26 protein-coding genes and 1 tRNA gene are annotated in these 25,654 nt (G+C 69.8%); 20 read left to right on the top strand and 7 right to left on the bottom strand.

What is annotated here, in order from left to right; translation table 11 throughout:
- The first annotated feature begins 38 nt into the window (after positions 1-38).
- Entirely contained in the window at positions 39-1,082 is a 1,044-nt protein-coding gene (gene holA / locus QWI33_RS10425) for a DNA polymerase III subunit delta (protein WP_435367565.1), read from the top strand.
- Complete coding sequence (locus QWI33_RS10420) at positions 1,075-1,326, top strand: hypothetical protein (protein WP_289957186.1); 252 nt, start codon at positions 1,075-1,077, stop codon at positions 1,324-1,326. Before holA ends, QWI33_RS10420 begins: the two co-directional genes overlap by 8 nt.
- 230 nt (positions 1,327-1,556) lie before the next feature.
- Here the strand turns inward: QWI33_RS10420 and rpsT are convergent, their stop codons facing one another.
- On the bottom strand, positions 1,557-1,829 hold the full coding sequence (rpsT, locus tag QWI33_RS10415) for a 30S ribosomal protein S20 (RefSeq protein ID WP_205328010.1): 273 nt from the start codon (positions 1,827-1,829) through the stop codon (positions 1,557-1,559).
- Positions 1,830-2,076: 247 nt separating this feature from the next.
- Complete coding sequence (locus QWI33_RS10410; RefSeq protein ID WP_289957185.1) at positions 2,077-2,661, bottom strand: TetR/AcrR family transcriptional regulator; 585 nt, start codon at positions 2,659-2,661, stop codon at positions 2,077-2,079.
- Positions 2,662-2,762: 101 nt separating this feature from the next.
- Here QWI33_RS10410 and QWI33_RS10405 point away from each other — a divergent pair, with 101 nt between their 5' ends.
- Together QWI33_RS10405 and lepA are read left to right on the top strand one after the other, a co-directional pair.
- Complete coding sequence (locus tag QWI33_RS10405; RefSeq protein WP_289957184.1) at positions 2,763-3,785, top strand: YhgE/Pip domain-containing protein; 1,023 nt, start codon at positions 2,763-2,765, stop codon at positions 3,783-3,785.
- A 490-nt stretch (positions 3,786-4,275) separates the two neighbouring features.
- Positions 4,276-6,108 carry a translation elongation factor 4 gene (lepA, locus tag QWI33_RS10400; protein ID WP_289957183.1) on the top strand — a complete coding sequence of 611 codons (1,833 nt, stop codon included), beginning with the start codon at positions 4,276-4,278 and terminating at the stop codon, positions 6,106-6,108.
- A gap of 55 nt (positions 6,109-6,163) precedes the next feature.
- Here the strand turns inward: lepA and QWI33_RS10395 are convergent, their stop codons facing one another.
- The 4 genes from QWI33_RS10395 to QWI33_RS10380 form a co-directional block, all read right to left on the bottom strand.
- On the bottom strand, positions 6,164-6,838 hold the full coding sequence (locus QWI33_RS10395; RefSeq protein ID WP_289957182.1) for a hypothetical protein: 675 nt from the start codon (positions 6,836-6,838) through the stop codon (positions 6,164-6,166).
- Positions 6,839-7,049: 211 nt separating this feature from the next.
- The gene (locus tag QWI33_RS10390; RefSeq protein WP_289957181.1) at positions 7,050-8,711 is read right to left on the bottom strand and encodes an alkaline phosphatase D family protein; all 1,662 of its coding nucleotides are present in this window, start codon (positions 8,709-8,711) and stop codon (positions 7,050-7,052) included.
- Between the two features lie 131 nt (positions 8,712-8,842).
- Positions 8,843-9,694 carry a hypothetical protein gene (locus tag QWI33_RS10385; protein ID WP_289957180.1) on the bottom strand — a complete coding sequence of 284 codons (852 nt, stop codon included), beginning with the start codon at positions 9,692-9,694 and terminating at the stop codon, positions 8,843-8,845.
- A 33-nt stretch (positions 9,695-9,727) separates the two neighbouring features.
- A complete protein-coding gene (locus tag QWI33_RS10380) occupies positions 9,728-10,519 on the bottom strand; it encodes an enoyl-CoA hydratase/isomerase family protein (protein WP_289957179.1) in 792 nt (263 codons plus the stop codon).
- 12 nt (positions 10,520-10,531) lie between these two features.
- On the opposite strand from QWI33_RS10380, the gene hemW reads away from it, so the two are divergent.
- The 13 genes from hemW to QWI33_RS10315 all read left to right on the top strand — a co-directional run bounded on the left by hemW (position 10,532) and on the right by QWI33_RS10315 (position 21,796).
- Complete coding sequence (gene hemW, locus QWI33_RS10375) at positions 10,532-11,779, top strand: radical SAM family heme chaperone HemW (protein WP_435367564.1); 1,248 nt, start codon at positions 10,532-10,534, stop codon at positions 11,777-11,779.
- Between the two features lie 191 nt (positions 11,780-11,970).
- Positions 11,971-13,089: a CapA family protein gene (locus tag QWI33_RS10370; protein WP_289957177.1), complete on the top strand. Its 1,119-nt coding sequence runs from the start codon at positions 11,971-11,973 to the stop codon at positions 13,087-13,089.
- Positions 13,090-13,255: 166 nt separating this feature from the next.
- Positions 13,256-14,269: a heat-inducible transcriptional repressor HrcA gene (gene hrcA / locus QWI33_RS10365; protein ID WP_289957176.1), complete on the top strand. Its 1,014-nt coding sequence runs from the start codon at positions 13,256-13,258 to the stop codon at positions 14,267-14,269.
- 15 nt (positions 14,270-14,284) lie between these two features.
- Entirely contained in the window at positions 14,285-15,418 is a 1,134-nt protein-coding gene (dnaJ, locus tag QWI33_RS10360; protein WP_289957175.1) for a molecular chaperone DnaJ, read from the top strand.
- Positions 15,419-15,760: 342 nt separating this feature from the next.
- On the top strand, positions 15,761-16,243 hold the full coding sequence (locus QWI33_RS10355) for a hypothetical protein (RefSeq protein WP_289957174.1): 483 nt from the start codon (positions 15,761-15,763) through the stop codon (positions 16,241-16,243).
- 50 nt (positions 16,244-16,293) lie between these two features.
- Positions 16,294-17,019, top strand: coding sequence for a 16S rRNA (uracil(1498)-N(3))-methyltransferase (locus QWI33_RS10350; RefSeq protein WP_289957173.1), 726 nt, complete (start codon positions 16,294-16,296; stop codon positions 17,017-17,019).
- A gap of 24 nt (positions 17,020-17,043) precedes the next feature.
- Positions 17,044-17,397 (top strand): histidine triad nucleotide-binding protein, encoded by a 354-nt coding sequence (locus tag QWI33_RS10345; RefSeq protein WP_289957172.1) that lies wholly within the window; start codon positions 17,044-17,046, stop codon positions 17,395-17,397.
- A gap of 141 nt (positions 17,398-17,538) precedes the next feature.
- Complete coding sequence (locus QWI33_RS10340; RefSeq protein WP_289957171.1) at positions 17,539-18,582, top strand: PhoH family protein; 1,044 nt, start codon at positions 17,539-17,541, stop codon at positions 18,580-18,582.
- Positions 18,560-19,033, top strand: coding sequence for an rRNA maturation RNase YbeY (gene ybeY, locus QWI33_RS10335; RefSeq protein ID WP_289957170.1), 474 nt, complete (start codon positions 18,560-18,562; stop codon positions 19,031-19,033). The genes QWI33_RS10340 and ybeY overlap by 23 nt, the downstream gene beginning before the upstream one ends.
- Before the next feature lie 6 nt (positions 19,034-19,039).
- Positions 19,040-20,344: a hemolysin family protein gene (locus QWI33_RS10330; protein WP_289957169.1), complete on the top strand. Its 1,305-nt coding sequence runs from the start codon at positions 19,040-19,042 to the stop codon at positions 20,342-20,344.
- Positions 20,337-20,675, top strand: a complete 339-nt coding sequence (locus tag QWI33_RS10325; RefSeq protein WP_270118968.1) for a cytidine deaminase-like protein — start codon at positions 20,337-20,339, stop codon at positions 20,673-20,675. Before QWI33_RS10330 ends, QWI33_RS10325 begins: the two co-directional genes overlap by 8 nt.
- A complete protein-coding gene (era, locus tag QWI33_RS10320) occupies positions 20,668-21,567 on the top strand; it encodes a GTPase Era (RefSeq protein ID WP_289957168.1) in 900 nt (299 codons plus the stop codon). The genes QWI33_RS10325 and era overlap by 8 nt, the downstream gene beginning before the upstream one ends.
- A gap of 155 nt (positions 21,568-21,722) precedes the next feature.
- Positions 21,723-21,796 (top strand) — tRNA-Met (locus tag QWI33_RS10315).
- 220 nt (positions 21,797-22,016) lie between these two features.
- On the opposite strand, the gene QWI33_RS10310 is transcribed toward QWI33_RS10315, so the two are convergent.
- On the bottom strand, positions 22,017-22,259 hold the full coding sequence (locus QWI33_RS10310) for a helix-turn-helix domain-containing protein (protein ID WP_289957167.1): 243 nt from the start codon (positions 22,257-22,259) through the stop codon (positions 22,017-22,019).
- A 281-nt stretch (positions 22,260-22,540) separates the two neighbouring features.
- Between QWI33_RS10310 and QWI33_RS10305 the strand changes: the two genes are divergently transcribed.
- Genes QWI33_RS10305 through QWI33_RS10295 form a run of 3 tightly spaced genes read left to right on the top strand, consistent with a single transcriptional unit; the run spans position 22,541 to position 25,637 of the window.
- A complete protein-coding gene (locus QWI33_RS10305; RefSeq protein ID WP_353895415.1) occupies positions 22,541-23,935 on the top strand; it encodes an acyl-CoA dehydrogenase family protein in 1,395 nt (464 codons plus the stop codon).
- Positions 23,932-24,807, top strand: coding sequence for a multinuclear nonheme iron-dependent oxidase (locus QWI33_RS10300; RefSeq protein ID WP_289957165.1), 876 nt, complete (start codon positions 23,932-23,934; stop codon positions 24,805-24,807). The genes QWI33_RS10305 and QWI33_RS10300 overlap by 4 nt, the downstream gene beginning before the upstream one ends.
- Positions 24,804-25,637, top strand: a complete 834-nt coding sequence (locus QWI33_RS10295; RefSeq protein ID WP_289957164.1) for a hypothetical protein — start codon at positions 24,804-24,806, stop codon at positions 25,635-25,637. Before QWI33_RS10300 ends, QWI33_RS10295 begins: the two co-directional genes overlap by 4 nt.
- Positions 25,638-25,654 lie beyond the last annotated feature (17 nt).

The raw sequence follows: 25,654 nt of genomic DNA, 5'->3' as shown, positions 1-25,654 counted from the left end.
GCATGGTCGGGCAGCACACAGGGGTTACGCGGTAGACGATGGTCCGGTCGAAACCCCGGGGTTCCCGGGCGGCATGGGAGGATGGTGCCGTGGCTGCACTCGAACCCATCCGCCTGATCCAAGGCGACGACGAATTCCTCGCCGAGCGGGCCGCCGCCGACTTCGTGAAGGCGGTGCGCGCCGAGCTCCCCGAAGGGGAGACCGCGCCCGCCGTCAACCGCATCAGCGGCGGCGACCTCACTGCGGGCGCCTTCGCGGAGCTGACCAGTCCGACCCTGTTCGGCGGCGCGGTCGTCGGCATCATCGAGTCCGGCCAGGACGTCGACAAGGACCTCGCCGCCGCGGTGCTCGCGTTCGCCAAGCAGCCGGCCCCGGACATCTACCTCGCGGTGTGCCACAACGGCGGCAACAAGGGCAAGGGCCTCGCCGAAGGCCTCAAGAAGCTCAACGTCGAGGTCGTGCGCGTCTCCAAGATCAAGCGCCTGCCCGACCGGGTGGCCTTCGTGCGCGGCGAACTGCGCGACGCGGGGGCCTCACCGCGGTCGGCTTCGGCGGAGATCGCCGACACCATCATCCAGGCCGTCGGCTCCGACCTGCGCGAGCTCGCCTCGGCGTGCGCGCAGCTCGTCGCCGACACCGACGGCAAGATCACACAGGAGAGCGTGGCCCAGTACTACTCCGGGCGCGCCGAGGTCTCGGGGTTCACCGTCGCCGACGCGACGATCGCCGGGGACGCCGCCGAGGCGCTCGGGGCACTGCGCTGGGCCATGCAGGTCGGCGTCGACGCGGTGCCGATCGCCGACGCGCTGGCGATGGCCGTGCGCAACCTCTCGCGGGTGGCCGCCGAGCGCGGCGGGGCGGCGCAGCTGGCCGGCCAGCTCGGCATGGCGCCGTGGCAGATCGAGAAGGCGCGCAAGCAGGCCCGGAATTGGACGGCGGACGCCCTCGCAGAGGCGATGCGGGTGTGCGCGCGCTTGAACGGCGAGGTCAAAGGCGGGGCCGACGACCGGGGGTGGGCGCTTGAGCACGCGATCCTGGAGATCACCCGTCTGAGCGCAGCAGGGAAGGCCAGTCGTGTCTGAGTACCGTCACGGACGAGTGTCCCGGCCGCGCCGGCCCTGGTATGCGCGGGTGCTGCACCTGAAGCACCTGTACCTGTCGAACGTCTGGTGCGTGGTGCTCTTCGAGGGCTCCATCGCGCTGGCGGTGCTGATGGCGCTGACCGAGCTGGTGACGTGGTGGGTCGTGCCGCTGCTGCCGCTGGCGGTGGCGAGCATGGTGAAGCTCAACGATCTCATCGCGGGGACGCTCGAGCGCCACGGCTGAGGCGGAGGTCGGACGGGCGCGCTGAGCGGCGGGCATGCCGATCGTCTGCGGGGCCTGGTGGGTTGGGCCCCCGGTTTTCAATGGTGCCCGGAGGGTGCGACATGACGCGGGGTGCGCGGTGTTCGAGACGTGACCCCGCGCGGGAACGGCGAAGGCCTGGAGGAACGCCGAAGGCCCAGAGGTGTGCACCCCTGGGCCTTCTGAAGCTTTGTCGCTGCTCGTTCGCTCGCTTAAGCGGCGGCGGAGAGCTTGTTGAACGACGCGGCCAGCTTGGACTTGCGCTGGGCGGCCTGGTTCTTGTGGATGACACCCTTGGTGGCAGCCTTGTCCAGCTCGCGGCTGGCGGCGCGCAGGTGGGTCTCAGCGGCGGCGACGTCGCCGGTGGCAGACGCCTCACGGAACTTCCGGACGGACGTCTTCAGCGACGACTTCACTGCCTTGTTGCGCATCCGGCGCTTCTCGTTCGTCAGAATGCGCTTTTCTTTGGACTTGATGTTCGCCACGCGTGAAGCCTCAGTTTCGTGATTGCTTGGTTCCTTAATTGATCGCGTCAGAGGCAGAGGGCACTCCGAGCGCCTGTCAACGTTACCAGGAGCCGAGCATCGCACACGCCCTGGGAGCATGACCGCGGACCAGATTACACGAGGTCGAAGGTGTCGCCCGTATCCCGGTGCCCGGCTGTTACCCGCGATACCCGAAGGCGGAGGGCAGGGCCCGCCGGAAGCGCGGATGCGGTGTGCCGGGCGGTGCTCAGACCGTGGCGCCGCGGGCCCTGAGCGCGGGGAGGACGACTTGGTCCAGGATCTGCTCGAGGGTGTCGGTGTCGACCTCGCCGTAGAGGATGAACTCGTTGCGCAGCAAGTCGATCGGGAGCCGTCGCAGGCGTTCGGTGAGGTGCTCGGGGGCGAGCTCGCCGCGTGCGATCGCCCGCGCGTAGACGGTCTCGCTGAGCGATTTGGCGATCTCGTTGACGAGTCCGATGATGAGGACGTTGCGGGCTTCGGGGTCGGCGCTCACTTCGGCGAGCATGCCGAGCATGGCCGTCTGCCCGACCATGCGCATGCGCTCGGCGGCCAACGTGAGCAACGCAACGGTGTCGCCGCGGAGGGTGCCGGTCTCGGGGACCATGCTCGCCTTCGGCACCCGGTTCGCCGCGCAGGCGATCATCATCTCGACCCGGCTCGACCAGCGCCGATACAGCACGGGCTTGCTCGTGCCGGCCCGTTTCGCGACGCCTTCCATGGTGAGTTTCGCGTAGCCGACCTCGCGGAACTCGTCCCAGACCGCGTCGAGGATGGCTTGCTCGAGCTCCTCGCCGCGACGTCGGGATGCCACTTTGCGTTCCAATCGATCCCCCTCTAGATACTGACCGTTTCTTATGTTAGCTTGGGTTCATCAAGATACGGACCGTATCTTGCGGATGATTGGAAACCATCATGGAAGCCACCCCCAAGCCCACGCCGATCGGCCGGGTGATCGCGATCAGCGCCGGCCTCGCACTCATCGTCGGCGTCCTCACCTTGGCATTCGCCTGGCCCTCGGCCGGCATGGGCCCCCGCGAGGTCCCCATCGCCGTCATCGGCCCAGAAGAGGCCGCCGACCAGGTCCAGTCCCAGCTCGACGAGGCCCAGCCCGACGGCTTCGACGTCACCGCCGTCGCCGACCCGTCCGAAGCCGAGGTCCTCATCAAGGACCGCGAGGTCTACGCGGCCCTGGCGATCACCCCCGAATCGGTGGACGTCTACACCGCCTCGGCCGCCTCTCCTACGGTGACCCGGCTCATCACCGGTATCGCCGAGCAGATGGCCGCGCACATGGGCGAGGCCGCCGGTCAGCCGGTCGAGGTCACCACCCATGACCTCGTGCCACTGCCCGCCGACGACCCGAACGGCGCCGGGCTCGCCGCTTCGGCCTTCCCGATGGCCATGGGCGGCATCGTGATCGCCGCGCTCATCTCGTTCAACGTGCGCGGCTCGGGCCGCCAGGCCGCAGCCGCGGTGCTCGCGCCGCTCGCCGTTGGCGCGGGCGTCGCCTCGATCCTGATGTACGTGCTCGAATCGATCGACGGCGACTACCTGGCCATCGCGGGGGCGCTGGCGCTCACGATGGCGGCGACCGCATGGGGCCTCCTCGGCCTCGCGAAGCTCCTGGGCCGCGCCGGATTCGTGCTGGGCGCGGTCGTCGTGATGCTCGTGGGCAACCCCCTGTCGGGCATGACCGGCGCCCCGGAGCTGCTGCCCGCGCCGTGGGGCGCGTTCGGCCAGTTCCTGTCGCCGGGCGCCGGCGGCACGCTGGTGCGCTCGACGGCTTACTTCGACGGCAACGGCGGCGAGGCCGCGGTCTGGACGCTCGCCGCCTGGGTCGCGATCGGTGTGCTGCTCTTCACCATCGGCACGGTCCGCGCCAAGGTCAATGGCGTGAACGAGGAAGTGCAGGAGCCGGTTCCGGCCGCCGCGTAGCGGTTCGGATGTTCGAGGCCGTCTCCGCGCATGGCGCGGAGGCGGCCTTTGCGGTGCTCGGGGGGCGGCGAGGGTGGCGTGCGGGTTCGCGGCGACCGTTCCCCACGGTGACTGTTTCCCACGGTGACCGTTCACCGAGGTCGGGTGTGTCGGGGCGGTGCGCCGCCGAATCAATGATCGCTCACGGGTCCGACATGCCGGGCGGACGCTCACTCGGCGTGGGGCGTGGGGCGTGGGGCGTGGGGCGTGGGGCGTGGGGCGTGGGGCGTGGGGCGTGGGGCGTGGGGCGTGGGGCGTGGGGCGTGGGGCGTGGGGCGTCTGGGCGGTTCGACGGGCGGTCAGGCGGTCCGTCAGGGCGGTGTGGTGAGCGGGAGCCTTTTCTCGCTGGGTGGGCGGGGGTTCCCGGGAGGGTAAGGCAGAATTGGCTAGCCACCCCGCTCGAGCCGAGCCAAGACACGGCTCGCCAGCGTCGCCGATAAGGAAGGCCACCGTGACCAACGCGCCAGGCTCGACCGCTCCGGAGTCGATCCGGAACTTCTGCATCATCGCGCACATCGACCACGGCAAGTCCACGCTGGCCGACCGCATGCTGCAGATCACCGAGGTCGTCGACGCCCGCCAGATGCGCGCGCAGTACCTCGACCGGATGGACATCGAGCGGGAACGCGGCATCACCGTGAAGTCCCAGGCCGTCCGCATGCCCTGGACCGCCCGCTCGGGCGCGGCCGAGGGCCAGGGCTTCGTGCTCAACATGATCGACACCCCCGGGCACGTCGACTTCACCTACGAGGTCTCCCGCTCCCTCGCGGCCTGCGAAGGCGCGATCCTCCTCGTGGACGCCGCGCAGGGCATCGAGGCGCAGACCCTCGCGAACCTCTACCTCGCGATGAGCAACGACCTCACGATCATCCCGGTGCTCAACAAGATCGACCTCCCTTCGGCCGACCCCGACCGGTACGCCGAGGAGCTCGCCCACCTCATCGGCTGCGAGCCCGAGGACGTCTTCCGCGTCTCCGGCAAGACCGGCGCCGGCGTGGCCGAGCTGCTGGACGAGGTCGTGAAGCAGATCCCGGCCCCCACCGGCGACGCGGACGCGCCGCCCCGCGCGATGATCTTCGACTCCGTCTACGACGTCTACCGTGGCGTGATCACCTACATCCGCGTCATCGACGGCAAGCTCAGCGCCCGCGACAAGATCCGCATGATGTCGACCCGCGCCGACCACGAGCTCCTCGAGATCGGCGTCATCAGCCCCGAACCGGTGGTCTCCAAGGCCCTCGGCGTCGGCGAGGTCGGCTACCTCATCACCGGTGTGAAGGACGTGCGCCAGTCGAAGGTCGGCGACACCGTCACGCTCGACAAGCGGCCGGCCACGCAGGCCCTGCCCGGCTACACCGAGGCCAAGCCGATGGTCTACTCGGGGCTCTACCCGATCGACGGCTCCGACTACGGCAACCTCCGCGAGGCCCTCGACAAGCTGCAGCTCAACGACGCCGCGCTCCAGTACGAGCCCGAGACCTCCGCGGCGCTCGGCTTCGGGTTCCGCGTCGGCTTCCTCGGCCTGCTGCACCTGGAGATCATCCAGGAGCGCCTTGAGCGCGAGTTCAACCTCGACCTGATCTCGACCGCCCCGAACGTGGTCTACCAGGTCGTGAAGGAGGACGGCGAGCAGATCGAGGTCACCAACCCCTCGGAGTTCCCCGAGGGCAAGATCCACTCGATCACCGAGCCGATCGCCAAGGCCACCATCCTGGCCCCGAAGGAGTACATCGGGACCGTCATGGAGCTGTGCCAGACCAAGCGCGGCGTCCAGACCGGCATGGACTACCTCTCGACCGACCGCGTCGAGATCCGGTACACCCTGCCCCTGGCGGAGATCGTCTTCGACTTCTTCGACCAGCTCAAGTCGCGCACCAAGGGCTACGCCTCCCTCGACTACGACATCGAGGGCTCCCAGGAGTCCGACCTCGTGAAGGTCGACATCCTGCTCCAGGGGGAGCGGGTGGACGCCTTCGCGGCGATCGTCCACAAGGACCAGGCCTACGCGTACGGCGTGCGCCTCTCCGAGCGGCTCAAGAAGCTCATCCCGCGCCAGCAGTTCGAGGTGCCCATCCAGGCCGCGATCGGCTCGCGCATCATCGCCCGCGAGACCATCCGCGCCCTGCGCAAGGACGTGCTCGCCAAGTGCTACGGCGGCGACATCTCCCGCAAGCGCAAGCTCCTCGAGAAGCAGAAGGAGGGCAAGAAGCGGATGAAGAACATCGGCCGCGTCGAGGTCCCCCAGGAGGCGTTCATCGCCGCACTGCGGACCGACGAGGACTAGACGGCAGCGAAGGGGCGGAGCCATGACGGCTCCGCCCCTTTCTCATTGTGCTGCTTTACATCTCCGGCGGGTAGCCGTTCGGGTGCGTCTGTGTCTGCGACGGCGGCGGCGGGGGCTGCGGGTAGCCGTGCGGCGGGCCCTGGTGCGGCGGCTTCGGCGCGTTGCCCGGCCGCGACTTCAGGTACTGCTCGACTTCAGGCTGCATGACCAGGTAGAACGCCGCGCCGACTGCGGCGAGCTTCGCCAGCGCCAGGAGCGCGCCGAGCGCGGCGTACCAGCCCAGGCTCCAGCCGCCGAAGAAGCCGCCGAGCGAGAAGAACCCCAGGATGCCCAGCCCGATGTACAGCGGCGTGCGCGGGTCGGCCGCGCCGAACGCGCCGAGCTTGTCCCTGGTGATGAAGTAGGCGATCACGACGGCCAGCGCGCCGATGATCATGCCGAAGACGGCGCCGCCGACGAGGAACCCGGTGCCGTACCACCACGGCGCGGTGGCCGAGGCGATGAGGGAGAACAGGAACACGAGCACCGTGGCCGCGGCGTAGACCCACAGCAATTGGGTCAGCTGATTGACCTTCTTAGGGCGCGAAGGGTTTTCCTTGATGCCCCATTCGGAGGCGAAGTCGCCCTGCCCCTGGGGTGCGCCGCCGTGGGGCGGCGGGGGGCCGGCGGGGCCGCCACCTGGGGCGGCGCCGTACGGATTCGATTCGGGCGGTTGCGGCGGATAGGTCATGGTCGCTGCTCCGGGCAAAGAGAAGGGCGTGCTTTCACTGCTCACTGTAGCCTTTCCCCGCCAGTCCCGGGGGACGGAGATTCGGTGCGATTCAGTGGGGGATATGGCAATTCCGTGCAATTTCGAACGCCATTCGAAAGAACCCGAATCGATCACGGTGGCGCGAAAGGGCGGCCCCGGGGTCGCCGGGGCCGCCCTACTCGGGACAGTGCTAGTTCAGGGAGTCGTCGGCGTTCTCGTCCGAGCCGGCGAACGGGCTGCTGTTCGTGGTCATGTTCGCGGTGTCCACCGGGCGGTCGTAGGTCTGGTGGAGGGCCCGTTCGCGGTCGGCGATCGTGTACGAGCGGCGCGTGTACACGGGCGCGTCCTGCACTGTGACCTGCGGGACCACCTTGAAGTCCACGTCCATCTGGTCGGGGGTGATCACGGTTTCGACGTAGCCGCGCTGGGCGTTGCGGAACTTGATGTGCGGGTTGATCTTGAGGGCCGCGTTGTCCTCCGGCACCGAGTCGACGCCGTTGCCGCCCGAGGTGATGGAGGTGGCCACGAGTTCCACGCCCACCGATTCGCCGTCGATGTCGGGGAAGCCGGTCTTGATCTCGCCGGCCCAGTGCGTGTGGACGTCGCCGGTGAGCACGACCGGGTTGCGGACTCCGGCCTCGGTCCAGCCGTCGATGAGGCGCTGGCGCGAGGCCGCGTACCCGTCCCAGCCGTCCATGCTGGTGCGCAGGACGTCTGCGGCGGCGGTGTTGTCGCGCTGCGTGAAGAACACCTGCTGGCCGAGGATGTCCCAGCGGGCCCGCGAGGCGTGGAAGCCGTCGATGAGCCACTCTTCCTGCGCTTCACCGGTGATGGTGCGCGACTCGTCCCACGCGTCGGCGCAGTTGCTCTGGGTGCCGTCGCCGCAGGCCTGGTCGTCGCGGTACTGGCGGGTGTCCATCATGTGGAAGTTCGCGAGGCGGCCCCAGCGGACGCGCCGGTACAGCTGCATGTCGATGCCATCGGGGACCGAGGATCGGCGCAGCGGCATGTTCTCCCAGTACGCCTGGAAGGCGGCGGCGCGCCGGGCGAGGAAGTCCGCCGCGTTCGGGGTGTCCGAGCCGGCCTCGGGGAACTCGTCGGCCCAGTTGTTCTCGGTCTCGTGGTCGTCCCAGACGACCAGCCACGGCGCGGCGGCGTGGGCGAGCTGCAGGTCGGGGTCGGCCTTGTACTGGGCGTGGCGCTGGCGGTAGGTCGCGAGCGAGACGGTCTCGGGCCCTTCGTGGTCGCGCACGTTCCCGTCGGGGGAGTTGTAGACCTTCGCCTTGTACTCGTACTGGTAGTCGCCCAGGTGGAGGATGAGGTCGGGGCGGGATTCGGCCATGTGGCGGTAGGCGGTGAAGTACCCGTGCTCGTACTGGGAGCAGGAGGCGAAGGCCATCCGCAGCTCCTCGGGCATGGAGTTGCGGGGCGGGGCGGTGACGGTGCGGCCGACCGGGGAGGTCCACTTGCCGGTCTTGAACCGGTAGTAGTACTCGTGGCCGGCGCGCAGGCCCTCGACCTCGATGTGGACGCTGTGGCCGATCTCGGCGGCGGTCTGGACCTCGCCGCGGGCGACGCGGTGGCGGAAGCGCTCGTCGCGGGCGACCTCCCATTCGACGTCGAAGGCGGCGTTCGGCATGCCGCCCATGCCGTCTTCGGCGAGGGGGTTCACGGCCAGGCGGGTCCAGAGGACCACGCCGTCGGGCTCGGGGTCGCCGGAGGCGACGCCGAGGGTGAACGGGTCGGTGTCGAGCGTGGGGTGCGTGTTCGATTGTGCCCAGCCGGTGGCCGGGACCGCTGCGGCGGCACCGGCGGCGGAGGAGGCGAGCAGGATTCGGCGCGACAGGCGCATATGGACCTCGCTTCGGGGGAGTTGCGCGGGTTTGTGACCCGTACAGCCCAACAAGTGCGCGTGGATGCGCCGAGACGTCTGATGGTCGCGCCGATGAACCGGCGCCGAACACTGGCGCGCCGGGGGTTCGCCTACTCGGGGGCGGCGAACGTGATGATCACGGCTGTGGAGTCGGCGACTTCGACGACCTGCGCCTGGCCGTCGACCTCGGCGTCCGGCTCGGCCCACTCCTCTTCGCCTGCGGTCCAGACCATCCCGTTGAAGGAGACGGAGGCGACCTGGTGGTCGTAGGCCCGCGCGACCGCCCATGCGGCCCGGTTCCAGCCCTCGGCGGCGCCGTCGGTCTCGATCACCAGCCGCGTGTCCTCCACATCGGACACTTCGGTGCCCCACTGGTACTCGTACGCGTCGGCGAGCGCGGCCGGGTCCGCGGCCGGCTCGTCGGCGCTCCCCGAGACGCACGCCAGCCCGGCCTCCTCGCCTCCGGCGAACGCGTCGGCGATCACCTCGGCGTCGCTCTCCCACTGCTCGTACAGCTCGGGGTAGGCGCTGATCTGCACGGCCTGGGCCGCCTCGGCCAGCCGCATGTCCTGCCAGCCGTCGGTGCGCTGGAGCTTCTCGTAGAACTTGAACGAGGCGTAGACGGGGTCCATGAGCTCCTCCTCGGAGCCCCAGCCCATGCTCGGGCGCTGCTGGAACAGGCCCAGGGAGTCGTCGTGCCCGTAATTGACGTTGATCAGCTCGGACTCCTGCATGGCCGTGGTGATCGCCACGGCCACGGCGTGCTCGTCCATGCCGTCGCGCATCCCCACCGCGGCGATCGTGGCCGCGTTCGAGGCCTGCTCAGCGCTCAGATGCACTTCGCCGCCACTGCCGATGTAGCAGCCGGTCTTGCTGGGGCGCAAGGCGTCCCGGGCGTCCTCGGTGCAGGCGGTGAGAGCCGCGAGGAGGAACAGGGAGGTCAGAGCAGGGATCGCACGCAACGAATGACTCCGATCAGGTCGGTCGGCGGCTGATCAGCCTACCCAAGAAGAGGGACGCTTCTCAATGAACGAACGGATGCCTTCTCGGCCCTCTTCGGAGAAGAAGTAATCAGCCGTCACGGCAGCCGCCCTGCGCAGTTCCCCGCGCAGATCCGGTGTGGCAGTGAGCACTTTGATCCCCGCCTGTGCGGAGGGGCCGCCGAGCTTGAGCCGCCTCACGAGGTCGGCGGCGACCGCGTCGAGATGCTCCTCATAGAGCGCGGCCGAGACCAGGCCCCACATCTCGGCGTCCTCGGCGGTGAAGACGTCCGCGCCTTCGACGACGAGCCCGCCGCCGACGAGGAACAGCTCCCGCATCCGCGCCGGAGTGATCCGGCGCGCCACCACGGGCCCGATCACGGCCGGGACGACACCCAGCCTGACCTCGCTGAACGCCATCTCGGCGTCGAAGCGCGCCACGGTGAAGTCGGCGGCGGCGATGAGACCGAGCCCGCCGCCGCGCGCGGCCCCGCGCACGACCGCGACCACCGGCTTGGGGGCCTCCGCGATGTCCGCCAGCGCCTCGGCCAGGTGCGCGGCCGGGAGGGCCGCGAGGCTCGCGGCCGCGGCGGACTCCTTGAGGTCGGCGCCGGCGCAGAACACCGGCCCGGCGTGGTCGATCACGACCACCCGCACGTCGCGGTCGGCGACGGCCCGGGCGAGGGCGCTGCGCAGCTCGGCGATGAGCTGGATCGAGAGGGCGTTGCGCCGTTCGGGCGCGTTGAGGGTAATGGTCGCCACTGCCTCTTGGGCGCGGTAGGCGATCGGTGCGTCATTGCGTTCCACGCCAGTACCGTAGTGGGCGTGCCGACCGTCTCGCCAGTAGCCGACCCGAATTCGCCCGCCGCGTCCATTGCGGCGGCCGCCGCCGACCCCGCGGCCGGTGAGGCCGGGTTCGGGTTCTACGTGCATGTGCCGTTCTGCGTCTCCCGCTGCGGCTACTGCGACTTCAACACCTACACGGCCTCTGAGCTGGGCGCCGGGGTCTCGCGGGACACGTACGCCCAGATCGTCCGCGCCGAGATCCGCGACGCCGCGGCCCGGTTCGCGGAGCGCAGCGGAGCGAACGAGGGGCACAGCGGCCGGAGGCCGAAGGTGGACACCGTGTTCTTCGGCGGCGGCACGCCCACGCTGCTCTCGGCCGCCGACCTCGCCTCGATCCTCGCCGAGATCGACGACTCGTTCGGCCTCGCGGCGGGCTACGAGGCCACGACCGAGGCCAACCCCGAGTCCGTGGACGCCGACTACCTCGCCGAGCTCCACGACGGCGGCTTCACCCGCCTCTCGGTCGGCATGCAGTCCACGGCCTCCCACGTGCTCAAGATCCTCGACCGCGAGCACTCGCCCCAGAAGGCCCTCGACGCCGTCGCGTACGCCCACAAGGCCGGGTTCGAGCACGTGAGCCTCGACCTGATCTACGGCACGCCCGGTGAGACCGCCGGCGATTTCGCGGCGAGCCTGCACGCGGCCGTGGACGCGGGGGTCGACCACGTCTCGGCGTACGCGCTCATCGTCGAGGACGGGACCGCGCTGGCCCGGCGCATCCGCTCCGGCCAGGTGCCGCAGCCCTCCGACGACGTGGCCGCCGACCGGTACCTCGCCGCCGAGGCGGTCCTCTCCGAGGCGGGCTTCCACTGGTACGAGGTCTCCAACTGGGCCCGATCCGAAGCGGCGCAATGCCGCCACAATCTCCTGTACTGGGAGGGCGGCCACTGGTGGGGCGCCGGGCCGGGCGCGCATTCGCACCTGCCGGGCGTGCGCTGGTGGAACCACAAGCACCCCTCGACGTACGGTGCGGCGCTTGCCGAGGGCCTGCCCGCGGCCGGGCACGAAATCCTCACTGACGACGACCAGTACCTCGAGCGGATCCTGCTGCGCACGCGCCTGGCGAGCGGTCTGCCGCTCGCGCTGCTGCGCCCCTCCGGCCGGGCCGCGGCCGAGCGCGCCGCGGGCGACGGGCTCGCCGTCATAGAGGACGACCGCCTCGAACTCACCCTCCGCGGTCGACTCCTCGCGGACGCGGTCGTGAGAGACCTCACCTCCTGACGGCGTTCGGGCCGGTCAACGTTAGATTCGTGAAGGCGAACCACATTCGCCTACCGTGCCGCCCCGCGCGCCCTCCCCCTAGAGGCCGCGGCGCCCCCCAGGCGACGTCCGCGCACGGACCCCCATACGAAACCACCCGGAGTCCGCCACCAATGCGCACTGCAACGCCCACCCTTGCCTCAGGGCGACGCTTGTCGAGCCCTAAATTCGCGCGGCGAGGCCTTCTCGTCGCCTCCGCCGCGGGCCTGGCGCTCGCCGCCGCCTGCAGCGAGGAGGAGCCGCCTCCGGTCGAGGACGAAGGCGGCCAGGCCGCCCAGGAGGAGCCCACCTCCGAGTCCCCCTCGCCCGAGCCCCGCGAGATCACCATCACGCACGTCGGCGACACCATGCCCGGCTCGTACCCGAACCAGATGGCCTCCGACGAGGGCGCGAGCTTCTTCGAAGGCGTCAAGTCCGCGCTCACCGGCGACGTCGTCATCGCCAACCTCGAAGGCGCCCTCGCCACCTACGAGTTCGACAAGTGCGGCGGCGGCGAGTGCACCTACTTCCGCCTCCCCGGCGAGTACGCCCAGGTCTTCGCCGACGCCGGCTTCCACGTCCTCAACCAGGCCAACAACCACGGCTGGGACGCCGGGCCCGACGGCGCCGCCGACACCCAGGAGGCCATCCGCGAGGCCGGCATGCACGTCTGCGGCATCAAGGACGAGGTGTGCCTGGTCGAGACCGAGAACGGCCTCACCGTCGGCCTCGTCGGCTTCGCGCCCTACACGTTCTACACCGACAACCGCGACCTCGACGCCGTCGCCGCGCTCGTCGCCTCCGCCAAGGAGCAGGCCGACATCGTCATCGCCACCGCCCACCTCGGCGCCGAAGGCACCGACCACCGGCACGTGCCCGAAGGCGTGGAGACCTACCTCGGCGAAGACCGCGGCGACACCCGCGGGTTCGCCCACACCTGCATCGACAACGGCGCCGACCTCGTCGTCGGACACGGCCCCCACGTCCTGCGCGGCATGGAGGTCTACAACGGCAAGCTCATCTGCTACTCGCTGGGGAACTTCGGCGGCGGACAGAACCTCTTCTCCACCGACGGCCCGCTCGGCCGCTCCGCGGTGCTCTCCGTCACCATGCGCGAGGACGGCACGATCGTCGCCGCCAAGATGACCGCGACCCGCATGGACGACGACGGCTACCCCCAGCTGGACGAGGACAACGGCGCGTTCGAGGACCTCAACGAACTCGCCGAGGACTTCGGGGACGACGCGGCCACCGTCGCCGACGACGGCGCGCTCGTCCTCCCCTCCGCCTGACCGCACACGTAGACTGGCACTCCCGGGCCGGGAGTGCCAGACTTGAGTCCGGCAGACTGAACCCCGGTTCGGTCTGGAGACGTGCACGGCCGCGAACCGGCCGGCCGCACCACAGCGTTGTTGCAAGACCACAGAGCGGTTTCAAGGCAGAGGGGACGTGGCGGCGATGGACGATCGCAAACTCGAAGTGCTGCGCGCCATCGTCGAGGACTACGTGGCCACCCAGGAACCCGTCGGCTCCAAGGCGGTCTCCCAGCGCCACGCCCTCGGCGTCTCGGCGGCGACCGTGCGCAACGACATGGCCTACCTCGAGGACGCCGGGTACATCCAGCAGCCCCACACCTCCGCCGGGCGCATCCCGACCGCCAAGGGCTACCGCCTCTTCGTCGACCGCCTCGGCAAGATCAAGCCGCTCTCGGCCGCCGAGCGCCGCGCCGTGCACCGCTTCCTCTCCGAGGCCATCGACCTCGACGATGTCGTGACCCGCACCGTGCGCCTGCTCGCCCAGCTCACCCACCAGGTCGCGGTCGTCCAGTACCCGAGCCTCAACCGCTCCTCGGTGCGCCACCTCGAACTCGTCTCGCTCACCCCGAACCGGCTCATGGTCGTCATGATCACCGACACCGGCCGCGTCGAGCAGCGCTACGTCGAGGCCCCCGCCGAACTCGGCGAGGCGCACGTCCTCGAACTGCGCCGCCTCGCCAACGAGCAGCTGCAGGGCAAGGCCCTGGCCGACGTCCCGAGCCTCACCGCGGACCTCGCCGCCCTGGTCCGCCCCGAACTGCGCGACACCGCCGCCGAACTGGCGCGGGTCCTCAAAGAGACCGTGGTCGCGCGCACCGAGGAACGCGTCGCCGTCGCCGGCGCGGCGAACCTCACCCGCGGCAACTTCTTCGCCGGGTCGATGCGCCCCATCCTCGAAGCGCTCGAGGAGGAGGTCGTGCTCATGCAGCTGCTGGGCCGCGCCGACTCCAACGCGCTCCTCACCGTGCGCATCGGCGACGAGAACGAGATCGACGACTTCCGCGAGACCACCGTGGTCACCGCCGGATACGGGCCCGGATCGGTGGTCGGCCACATGGGCGTCCTCGGTCCCACCCGCATGGACTACCCGGGCACGATCGCGGCCGTCCGCGCCGTCGCCCGGTACGTGTCCGAGATTTTGGAACAGAACCGCTGACAGGACAGAGCGCACGTGGCTAAGGACTACTACGGCATTCTCGGCGTCGACCGGAACGCCACCGACGACGAACTCAAGAAGGCGTACCGGAAGCTGGCGCGCAAGTACCACCCCGACGTCAGCGACGAACCGGACGCGCAAGAGCGCCTCCAGGAGATCAACGCCGCCTTCGAGGTCCTCATGGACCCGCAGAAGCGCGCGATCGTCGACGCCGGCGGAGACCCGTTCTCCCGCACCGCGGGCGGCGGCTCCGGCGCCCCGTTCATGGGCTTCGAGGACATCATGGACGCCTTCTTCGGCGGCTCCATGGGCGGCTTCGGCCGCCGCGGCCCGCGCTCGCGCACCCGGCCCGGCAACGACGCGCTGCTGCGCCTGGACCTCGACCTCGAAGAGGTCGCGTTCGGCACCGAGTCGACCCTCACCGTGGACACCGCGATCCTCTGCGACGCCTGCAACGGCTCCTGCACCGAAGGCGACGCCGAACCGCAGACCTGCTCGACCTGCAGCGGCTCCGGCGAGGTCCAGGTCGTGCAGCGCACGATCCTCGGCCAGGTCCGCACCGCGCGCCCCTGCTCGGCCTGCTCCGGCTACGGCACGATCATCACCGACCCGTGCCGCAAGTGCGGCGGCGAAGGCCGCGTCCGCTCGCGCCGACGCATCACCGTCAAGGTCCCCGCGGGCGTCGAGGACGGCATGCGCATCCGCCTCTCCGGCGAAGGCGAAGTCGGCCCCGGCGGCGGCCCCGCCGGCGACCTCTACGTGGAGGTCCACGAGAAGCCCCACGAGGTCTTCACCCGGGAAGGCTCGGACCTGCGCTGCCGCGTCCGCGTCCCCATGACCCAGGCCGCCCTGGGCACCAAGCTCAACATCCACACCCTCGACGACCAGGTCGAGGTCGAGGTCGTCCCCGGCACGCAGCCCGGCACGATCAAGAAGGTCCGCGGCCACGGCGTCCCCCGCCTGCGCGGCGGCGGCACCCGCGGCGACCTCTACGTCGAACTGGACGTCCGCACCCCCACCAAGATCGACGCCGAGCAGGAAGAACTCCTCAAGAAGCTCGCCAGCCTCCGCGACGAGGAGATCAAAGAGGTCAAAGGCGGCAGCGGGTTTTTTAGCCGTATGCGTGACGCGTTCAACGGTCACGCGTAGCGGGAGCCGTTGAACTTGAAGCGCTGTAACGGTCACGCGTAGCGGGAGCCGTTGAACCGGATGCGCTGTAACGGTCACGCGTAGCCGGAGCCGTTGCGCCGGTGGCGCCACAACGGTCACGCGTAGCAGGAGCCGTTGAACCTGAAGCGCAGCAACGACGCGCGCAACGGTTCGGAACCCGCGGTGACGCCCCACGTAGCCGGACCTGCCGAACCTGAAGCGCGGCAACGCCACGCATAGCGGCACCGCCGAGCGAGCAGCGCCGCATACGCAACGCCTGCCGGGCCCGTCTCCCCACCGCGCTCCATGCGGCCGGGAGGCGGGCCCGCTACACTCCGCCCCGTGATCAGCCTCAACCCTGGCGCACTCCTGGCCATCGCCCTCATACTCGCCGCCGCGGGTCTCCTCGCCCTCGTCATCACCCTCCGGCTGCGCTCCCGGCGCCGGCCGCGCCGACCCCGCCTCAACGCGACCGCACCCGCCGGCGGCCCGCAGATCGGCGAGCGCTGGATGGCCGACGTGCCCTTCGAGGACGAACCCCACCGGTCCAAGCAGCGCCCCTGCCTCGTCATCGGCTACTCCGGCCGCGGCTACTGGGTCCTCAAATGCACCACCCAGCCGCCCCGCGAAGCCGAATGGCGCGTCCACGTGCCCGCCGACCGCTGGAACCCGGACGCCGACCGGGACGGCTACGTCGACCTCGTCCCGTACCACCTCCCCAAGGCCCGCCTCGAGCACTCGTTCGGCCGCATCGCCGACCGGGCCCTCTACGGCGACATCACCGGCAGCCTCCGGTGGGAACGCGCCGTCGACTTCATCGGCTGACCCCGGACTAAGCTGACCCGGTCACCGATCCGCGACCGAACAGGAACCACGTGAGCGACCCGGTCTTCCTCGTCGACGCCCTCCCCGCCGCCGCCGACTTCGTACTCGACGGCCCCGAAGGGCACCACGCCGCCGACGTGCAGCGCCTCCAGCCCGGCGAGACGCTGCTGCTCACCGACGGCCAGGGCGGACTCGCCGCAGCGCGCGTCACCCACGCCGAGCGAGGGTCCCTCCGCCTCGACATCCTCGAACGCCGCACCGTCCCCGCCCCCGACCCGAAGCTCACCGTCGTCCAGGCCCTCCCCAAGGGCGACCGCGGCGAGCGCGCCGTCCAGATGCTCACCGAGATCGGCGTCGACGAGGTCATCCCCTGGGCCGCATCGCGCTCCATCGTCCAGTGGAAGGGCCCGCGCGGCGACAAGGCCCGCGCGAAATGGACCGCGACCGCCCGCGAGGCCTCCAAGCAGGCCCGCCGCCCCCGCCTCGCGCACGTCGCCGAACTCCACACCACCAAGCAGCTCGTCGCGCGCCTGCGCAACGCCAGTCAGGTCCTCGTCCTCCACGAGGAGGCCGACCTGCCGCTCTCGCAGGCCCCGCTCCCCGAGACCGGGGAGATCGCGGTCGTCATCGGCCCCGAAGGCTCCATCAGCCCCGAGGAACTGGCCGCCCTCAAGGAGTTCGGCGAGCCGATCCGCCTCGGCGACACCGTCCTGCGCACCTCCACCGCCGGCCCCGCCGCGCTGGCGGTCCTCCAGGCCCGCCTCGGCCGCTGGTGACCGGAACGCCCTAGGATTCCCACCATGACCGACGCCGACTGCATCTTCTGCAAGATCGTGGCCGGGGACATCCCGTCCACGAAAGTCCTCGAGACCGAGCGCGTGCTCGCCTTCCGGGACCTCTACCCGAAGGCCCCCACGCACGTCCTCGTCATCCCGAAGGACCACTACGCGAACGTCGCCGAGCTCGCGGCGGCCGACCCGGCGCTCGCCGGCGAGTTGCTGCAGGCGTCCGCCGAGGTCGCCGCCGCGGAGGGCGTGGCCGAGTCGGGCTGGCGCCTGTTCGCCAACACCGGGTCGGACGGCGGCCAGGACGTCTTCCACGTCCACTTCCACGTCGCGGGGGGAAAACCGCTCGGACGGATGCTTTCGGCCTGAAATCACACCGCCTCTGCGATTACTCGTTGTCGCCCGTCGCACGCGCCAACTACCATTGAGGCATGTAGAACAGCGGCCCGGAGGCCGCTGAAAGTCTCACTTGGGAAGCAGGTGGCGAACAGCCCTCAGCGGGCGAAGCCTATGACCGACAGCTCTGAGAACGGCAAGCACACCTCGACGATCACGTCCACGATCACCGTCGGCGACCAGAGCTCGCTCATGGCATTGCTGGGCCGCGCCGACGAGAACCTCCGCTACATCGAACGCCGCAACCCCGGCGTCGATCTTCACGTGCGCGGAGACACCATCACCCTCACCGGACTCAACGGCGCCCTGCACGCCGCCGAACGACTCGTGAAGGAGCTGCTCGCCTTGGTCGAGAACGGTGAGAGCGTCGACCCGGACATGATCCGGCGCACCGAGAACATGCTCAAGTCCGCTCCCGGCGAGCGGCCCGTCGATGTCCTCTCGCAGAACATCGTCTCCAAGCGCGGCAAGGCGATCCGCCCCAAGACGCTCGGCCAGAAGCAGTACGTGGAGGCGATCGACCACAACACGATCGTCTTCGGCATCGGCCCCGCCGGCACCGGCAAGACCTACCTCGCCATGGCCAAGGCCGTGCAGGCGCTGCAGGCCAAGGAGATCACCCGGATCATCCTGACTCGCCCCGCCGTCGAGGCCGGGGAGAAGCTCGGCTTCCTGCCGGGCACGCTGTTCGAGAAGATCGACCCCTACCTGCGCCCGCTCTACGACGCGCTCCACGACATGATCGACCCCACGTCGATCCCGAAGCTCATGGAAGCGGGCACGATCGAGGTCGCGCCCCTTGCGTTCATGCGCGGTCGCACCTTGAACGACTCGTTCATCATCCTCGACGAGGCGCAGAACACCACGCCCGAGCAGATGAAGATGTTCCTGACGCGGCTCGGCTTCGGGTCGAAGATCGTCGTCACCGGCGACATCACCCAGGTCGACCTGCCGAACAACGCCACCTCCGGGCTGCGCGTCGTCCGCGACATCCTCGAAGGCGTCGAGGACGTGCACTTCGCCACCCTCCGGGCCGAAGATGTCGTCAGGCACCAGCTGGTCAGCGATATCGTGAACGCCTACGAGAAGTGGGACGCCCGCATGGGCGACCCGAAGAAGGGGCAACGAGGAAACCGTGGGCATCGAGATCATCAATGAGTCCGGGCGAGCCGTCGACGAGTCGGGCATCCGTGCCGTCTCCGACTTCGCCCTCCACGAGATGGGCGTGAACCCGCTCGCCGAACTCTCGATCCTCGTCGTCGACATCGAGCACATGACCGAGCTCAACAAGCGCTGGATGGGCGGCACGGGCCCCACCGACGTCCTCTCGTTCCCGATGGACGACGCGATGCCCGGCCGCCCCGACTCCTCCGAGCCGGGCACGCCGATCCTCGGCGACCTCGTGCTCTCACCCGAGGTGGCCGAGGCCCAGGCCAAGGACGCCGGGCACTCCACCGCCGACGAGATGCACATGCTCACCGTCCACGGCGTGCTCCACATCCTCGGCTACGACCACGCCGAACCCGAGCAGGCCAAGGAGATGTTCGGCCTGCAGAACCGGCTGCTCGACGCATGGCGGGCGAAACGCGACGCCGCAGCGGAGAGTTAGGCCCGCATGATCCCGTATTCGCTCCTGGCAGCGGCGGTCGCACTGACCGTCGTCGCCGGGGCCGCGGCCATGGTCGACTCGGCCCTCACGGCCGTCTCGCCCGCGCGCGCCGCGGAGCTCGCCGAGCAGCGTCAGCGCGGCGCCGAGTCCCTCGTGAAGGTCATCGGGGAGCTGCCCCGCCACCTGAACCTGCTCATCCTGCTGCGCCTGGCCTGCGAGGCCGCCGCGATCGCGATAGTCGCCGTCGTGGCCTTCGACTCCTGGCACGACTCGTGGCTCGCCGTCGGCATCTCGGCCGTGATCATGACCGTGGTGTCGTTCGTCGCCATCGGGGTCGGCCCGCGCACGCTGGGGCGCCAGCACGCCTACCCGATCGCGCTCGCCGTGGCCGGGCCGGTGGGCCTGCTCGGGACCGCGCTCGGCCCGTTCGCGAAGCTCCTCATCCTCCTGGGCAACGCGGTGACGCCCGGCAAGGGCTTCCGCGAGGGCCCGTTCGCGACCTCGGAGATCGAGATCCGCGAGATGGTCGACGCCGCCGAGGCCCAGGGCACCGTCGACCACGAGGAGCGCGACATGATCGCCTCCGTGTTCGCCCTGGGCGACACCGTGGCCCGCGAGGTCATGGTCCCGCGCACCGCCATGGTGTGGGTGCCCGCCGACATGCACGCGGACGAGGCCGAGCAGGTCGCGCTCCGCTCCGGCTTCTCGCGCATCCCGGTCGTGGGGGAGGACCTCGACGACGTGCGCGGCGTGGTCTACCTCAAGGACCTCGTGCGCCTGGACGACCGCGTGAACCCGCACGTCTCAGAGGTGATGCGCGCGGTCTCGTTCGTCCCCGACTCGAAGCCCGTGGACGACCTGCTGCGGGAGATGCAGACCGCCCGCATCCACATCGCCGCGGTCGTGGACGAGTACGGCGGGACCGCCGGTCTCATCACGATCGAGGACATCCTCGAGGAGATCGTCGGCGAGATCACCGACGAGTACGACAACGAGCTGCCGCCGGTCGCGTGGATCGACGAGCGGACCGCCCGCGTCACCGCCCGGCTCTCCGTGCAGGACCTGGAGGAGCTGTTCGGCGTGGACCTGCCCGATCTCGACGTGGACACCGTCGCCGGGCTGCTCGCCGCCGAGCTCGGAAAGGTCCCGCTCGCGGGCGACCGGGCCCGGCTGGGCGGGCTCGAACTGACCGCTGAGGGTACCGTTGGCCGCCGCAACCGCATCGAGACGGTGCGCGTCGCGCGCCTGCCCGAGAACGGCGACGCCCCTGCGTCCGCCGCGAACGATGAGAGGCACAAGATCAATGTCTGACCTGCACGTCGACGCCCTCGACGCCGAGGACGCGAAACTGGCCACGCTGGCCCGCGGAGCCGCGGGCCGGGTCCAGCAGACCACCGGCGCGGCCGTGCGCGACGGCATCGGCCGCACCTACGCCTCGGCGGCCGTCGACCTCCCCTCGCTCCAGCTCACGGCCCTCCAGGCGGCCGTGGCCCAGGCCTTCGCGGCCGGGGCCGACAAGCTTGAGGCCGCGGTGCTCTTCGGCACCGCGTCCGACGACGACGGCCTCCAGGCCGCCCGGGAGATCAGTGCCGACCTCACCGTATGGTCGGTCATTCGCAAAGAGGTGACCCGTCTTGCCTAGCAATGACTTCCGTGCAGGCTTCGCCTGCTTCGTGGGCCGTCCGAACGCGGGCAAGTCCACCCTGACGAACGCGATCATGGGCCAGAAGATCGCGATCACCTCGAAGCGGCCGCAGACCACCCGCCACGTGGTCCGCGCGATCCTGCACCGCCCGGACTCGCAGCTCATCCTGGTCGACACGCCCGGTCTGCACCGCCCGCGCACGCTCCTGGGCGAGCGGCTGAACGACCTCGTCCGCCAGACCTGGTCCGAAGTGGACGTCATCGGGCTGTGCCTGCCGGCGAACGAGAAGCCCGGCCCCGGCGACAAGTTCATCGCCGGCGAGATCGCCAACCTCAGCGCCAAGGTCGTCGCGGTCGTCACCAAGATCGACCTCGTCTCCAAGGACGCCCTCGTGCGGCACCTGACGAACGTGGCCGCGCTGGCGGACTTCGCGGACATCGTGCCGGTCTCGGCGAAGACGGGCGAGAACCTCGACGAGCTCGTCAAGGTCCTTTCGGACAAACTGCCCGCATCGCCGCAGCTGTACCCGGACGGGATGATCACCGAGGAGCCGGAGCGGGTCATGATGGCCGAGCTCATCCGCGAGGCCGCCCTCGAAGGCGTCCGGGACGAGCTCCCGCACTCCCTCGCCGTCGTCATCGAGGACGTCGAGGACGAGGACTCCGACGGCGGCCCGCGCAAGAAGATCTGGGCGGAGATCTACGTCGAGCGCGACAGCCAGAAGGGCATCATCATCGGCAAGGGCGGCGAGCGCCTCAAGCGGGTCGGCACCAAGGCCCGCAAGGGCATCGCCCAGCTCATCGACAGCCGCGTCTACCTGGACCTCCACGTGCGCGTGGCCAAGGACTGGCAGCGCGACCCGAAGATGCTCGAGCGCCTCGGTTTCTGATCCATCGCGCGTGCGGCCCGGCCTCTGCAATTGCGGGAGGCCGGGCCGTTCGCTTTCCGCATTCCAGTGAAACGCCAGGTGAATGCGTGGTGACTGCGCTCACGGACCCCGCTGTGGCAGAGGCTGAATGGAGTCATGTACTCTTTAACTACCGACGCGGGATAGAGCAGCTCGGTAGCTCGCCAGGCTCATAACCTGGAGGTCGGTGGTTCAAATCCGCCTCCCGCTACTGGATGAAAAACCCGGTTTCCTCGAAAGAGGGAGCCGGGTTTTTCTGTATCTCCAGTTCGGATGGGCCATGATTCCCCCCGGCACTCCGATTGACAGGGGCTGAACCCGCGCATGCGGGGCGGCACGATCTCCTCGGGCGTGATGCCGAAGATCGTGACGCTGATGATGGAGGGGCGCTCCTCGACCGGGACGCGGCCCCGCGGCCTTGCGGCGCGCCGTCAGGTGTCGGCGGGCAGGGCCTTGGGATCTATGAGTCCTTTTTGGGTGGCCAGAACGATCATCTGGTACGTGGTCTCCGCGCCGAGCCGGCGCATGATGGCGTCGATTCTCCGGCGGAGATGCCGGTCGGTGATGCCGAGCCAGGCCGCCGCGGTCTGCTGGTCGGGGGCGGCGACGAGGTTCGCGAGGATCTGGCGGTCGCGGTCGGAGAATTGATCTGCGCTGGGGTGGGTGTAGTTCACTGCACGCGTTCTCTCTCAGTGCCGGTTCTCTAGCGTTGCGTACCCCCGTTGAGTGAAGACGGTATCACGAAGCGTCGCCTCGGGCAGTTCACTTTCCGTGCCCGCCAACGGAAACCCCCGCAAAACCACCGCTGTCGAACGATGGTCGATAGTGTTGCGCCGCAACGGTTCTCGAATCGAAGCATCTGCCCTCCTCGATCGCTACGGGCAAAGCGGGGCAAGGCCTCCTTATGTCCTGATCCGGACTTCGCACTCGACTTCGCGGCAATCGCGGTCATAGCATGGAGTCGCGTCCACCACAGCAAGTGCGCTCGGGACTACAGGGCTCATGCCCGCCGCGCACTGCTCGAATCGACTGCCGTCGTGCCGGAGCAAGGGCGCTCCGGTCGTCCGATGGCGACTTCCCTCACGACCGTGCAAGCCGACCTGGCAGCGCTTTGGCGTGCCCAGATACGGAAGGGCCGCAGCGGATGGATGAACACCTGGATCGTCTCATGCAAGTCGGGTTTCGGGACTCCTGCCTTTCCGGGGCACCGGACTCCGCCCGTTCATGGATGAATGAACTGGACACAGTGGTCGATGCATCCGTGGCTCCGGCCGCCGACGCGGTCGACCGGGAGTCCCTGCATCCGGCCGCGCCGATCAAGGCGCTCTGCGACATCGGCGCGTTCGGGGTGCAGATCCCGGTCGAGTTCGGAGGGCTCGGATTCGACAACGGCACGGCGGCGGCGATGGTCGAGCGCGTCGCCCGCGGCTGCGCCAGCACCGCCGCGATCCTCATGTTCCACTGCCAGGTCGTTGCCCGGACGCTCGCGTTCGCCGACGACGAGCGCCGCGCGGACGATCTCGTCGCGATGGCCCGCGGCGACATGATCGCCGCCAGCGCCTGGACCGAGCCCTTCGGTGCGGCCCGGAAGACCGATCTGCAGACCGTCATGCGCCCCAAGGGCGACCGGTTCGCGATCGACGGCGTCAAGAGCTTCTGCACGGGCCTGACCTCCGCCTCGGTCGTCGACGTGCTCCTGCGCGCCGAGGACGTGCCCGGGGCCGGCCCCACGTTCGTGCGGGTCGACATGCACGGGAACGGGGTGAAGGTCGCGAACGTCTACCGCATGATGGGCCTGCGCGGCACCAGCACCGGGACGATCGTCCTCGAAGGCGCGCCCGTCGCGGAGCACGACGTCCTGTCCGGGTTCGGCACGGCTCCGGCGCTCATGCGCGCCAACCACCAGACGCCGCTGAACCCGGGGCTGATCGCCCTCGGCGCCGCCGCGGCATCGCTCGACTTCGCGCGGCGCGCGTACGGCGGCCGTGTCGACGGCGTCCCGCCGCGTGCGAAGGACCCGCACTCGCGGCGCGTGCTGGCGGAGGCCGCGACGAAGGTCGAGGCCATGTACGCGTACGCCGCGGCGCTCGTGCGGGCGACCGCCGTGCGGCCGGAGTCCGCCTACGGCGCCGCCAGCCGGTTGAAAGCGCACCTGACCGACGCGTCGGTCGCCGTCACCCGCGATCTGCTGGGGGGCATGGGGTCGCTCGGTTTCATGACCGACCTGCCGCTCGAACGGCATCTGCGCGACGCCCAGGCCACCGCCCTCATGGGACCCGTCAACGGCATGTGCCGAGATCGAATCGCCGATGAGCTGCTCATCGACGCAGAGGAGGATGCACGCAATTGAACAAGCAGGCCAAACCACCGGTCATCGGTGCCGGATATCTGTACCACTGCGTTCCCGCGTTCGCCGCACTCCATGCGCGGGTGGAGGAGCTCGGGGGGCACGCCGACATCATGGAGTACCTCGGCGCGCACTACGCGTCCGATCCGGAGTACCTCGCCGACGTGTCGGCGTCGATGGGCTCGCTGCCCTCGACCCTGCACAGCTTCGAGCTCATGATCGGCTCGGTCGACCGTCCCAAGCAGGCGGTCACCGACCGCCTCGCGCGGATGGTCGAGCTGAGCGACTGCCGCTACATCGGCGAGCACATCGGGATCATGGGGACCACCGAGCAGTACACCGGCACCTTCATCCAGCCGTTCGGCACCGATGAGCAGACGCAGTGCTTCATCGACAACCTCACCGGGCTCGACGAGGTCGTCGGCTGCCCGATCACCATCGAGAACCAGGCGCAGTGGTTCGACCAGGTCGGGCCGCGCTCGGTCTGCGAGCAGGTCCGCGACATCGCCGAAGGCGCCGATGTGGGCATCCTGCTGAGCCTCTCGAACTTCATCACCGCCGAGAAGCACCACCCGATGGACCGGGAGAAGGAGCTCGCCGTCCTGCCGCTCGACCGCGTCTGGCAGGTGCACCTGCCGCTGGGGAACGCGCAGGAGCTCCAGAGCCCCGACATGGCCCGGTACCGGCGCGAACAGGAGTGGGCCGACCGGACCCTGGAGGAGCTGTTCGCCGAACCCGACTTCCGGCCGATCTCGGTGATCTTCGAGGTCGAGGACGCCCTGACCGCCGCGAACGCCAGCGCCGAACAGCTCAAGGACGCCCTCGACCGGGGCCGCGAACTGCTCGGCGTCGCCGGGAACGGAGGCCGGCCGTGACCCTCAGAGCCACACAGGTCTTCATGACCCGCTTCCTGCGCGAGCCGGAGTTCCGCGAGCAGTGCCGCGCCGAGGGCGTGGCCAGGTTCCAGCAGGAGCTCGGGCTCGACGATGCCGAGGTCGCCATGATCGCGGCGGTCGACCTGGACCAGTACGAGCACGCGGCGACCAGCGTCCGCGACCAGCGGGCGGGGCGCACGTACACCGTGTTCGGGGCCCTCATCGACGAGCTCCGCCTGTACGTCGACTACGACCGGCTCTACCTCGAGTACGACCGCGTCTACAGTGCCGGGTGGTGGCAGCGGTTCGCCGAGACCCGCCGGTTCGAGACGTTCGCGACGGACTTCATCGTCCGCAACGGCCTGCCCGAGTACCTGATCGATCTCGCGCGGCTGTGCGCGAGCATCACCAAGGTGGCCGACACGCCGAAGGCGCTCCCGGAGGGCTCCACTACGGACCCCGCCGGATTGAAAGCGGTCGCCCCCACGTTCAGGGCCTCCTTGCGCCGGCCCTTCGAAGTGCGCGTCTACCGGCACGACGTGCTCCGGCTCCTCGACGACCCGCGGTACCGCGAAGGGCTGGCGCCCAAGCGGACCCGGGTGCTGATCCAGCGCGACTGGCGCCAGCACAAGCGGTCGCGGCTGTTCCCGCTCGACGAGGAGCCGCTGGTGGCCGCTCTCGCCGAGGGGCCCGCCAGCGCGCTCGAACTGGGGGAGCGCCTTCCCGAATGGTCCTACGCCCAGATCCTGGCGGGACTCTCCGACCTCTACGCCGACAAGGTCGTGCACCTCGAGGTGCCGGCCGAGTCCGTAGCGGAATACACCCGTTAGCAACGAACACAGGAAAG

This window comes from Glycomyces tritici, from assembly GCF_030403505.1.
This window is presented reverse-complemented; position numbering and strand designations above follow the sequence as displayed.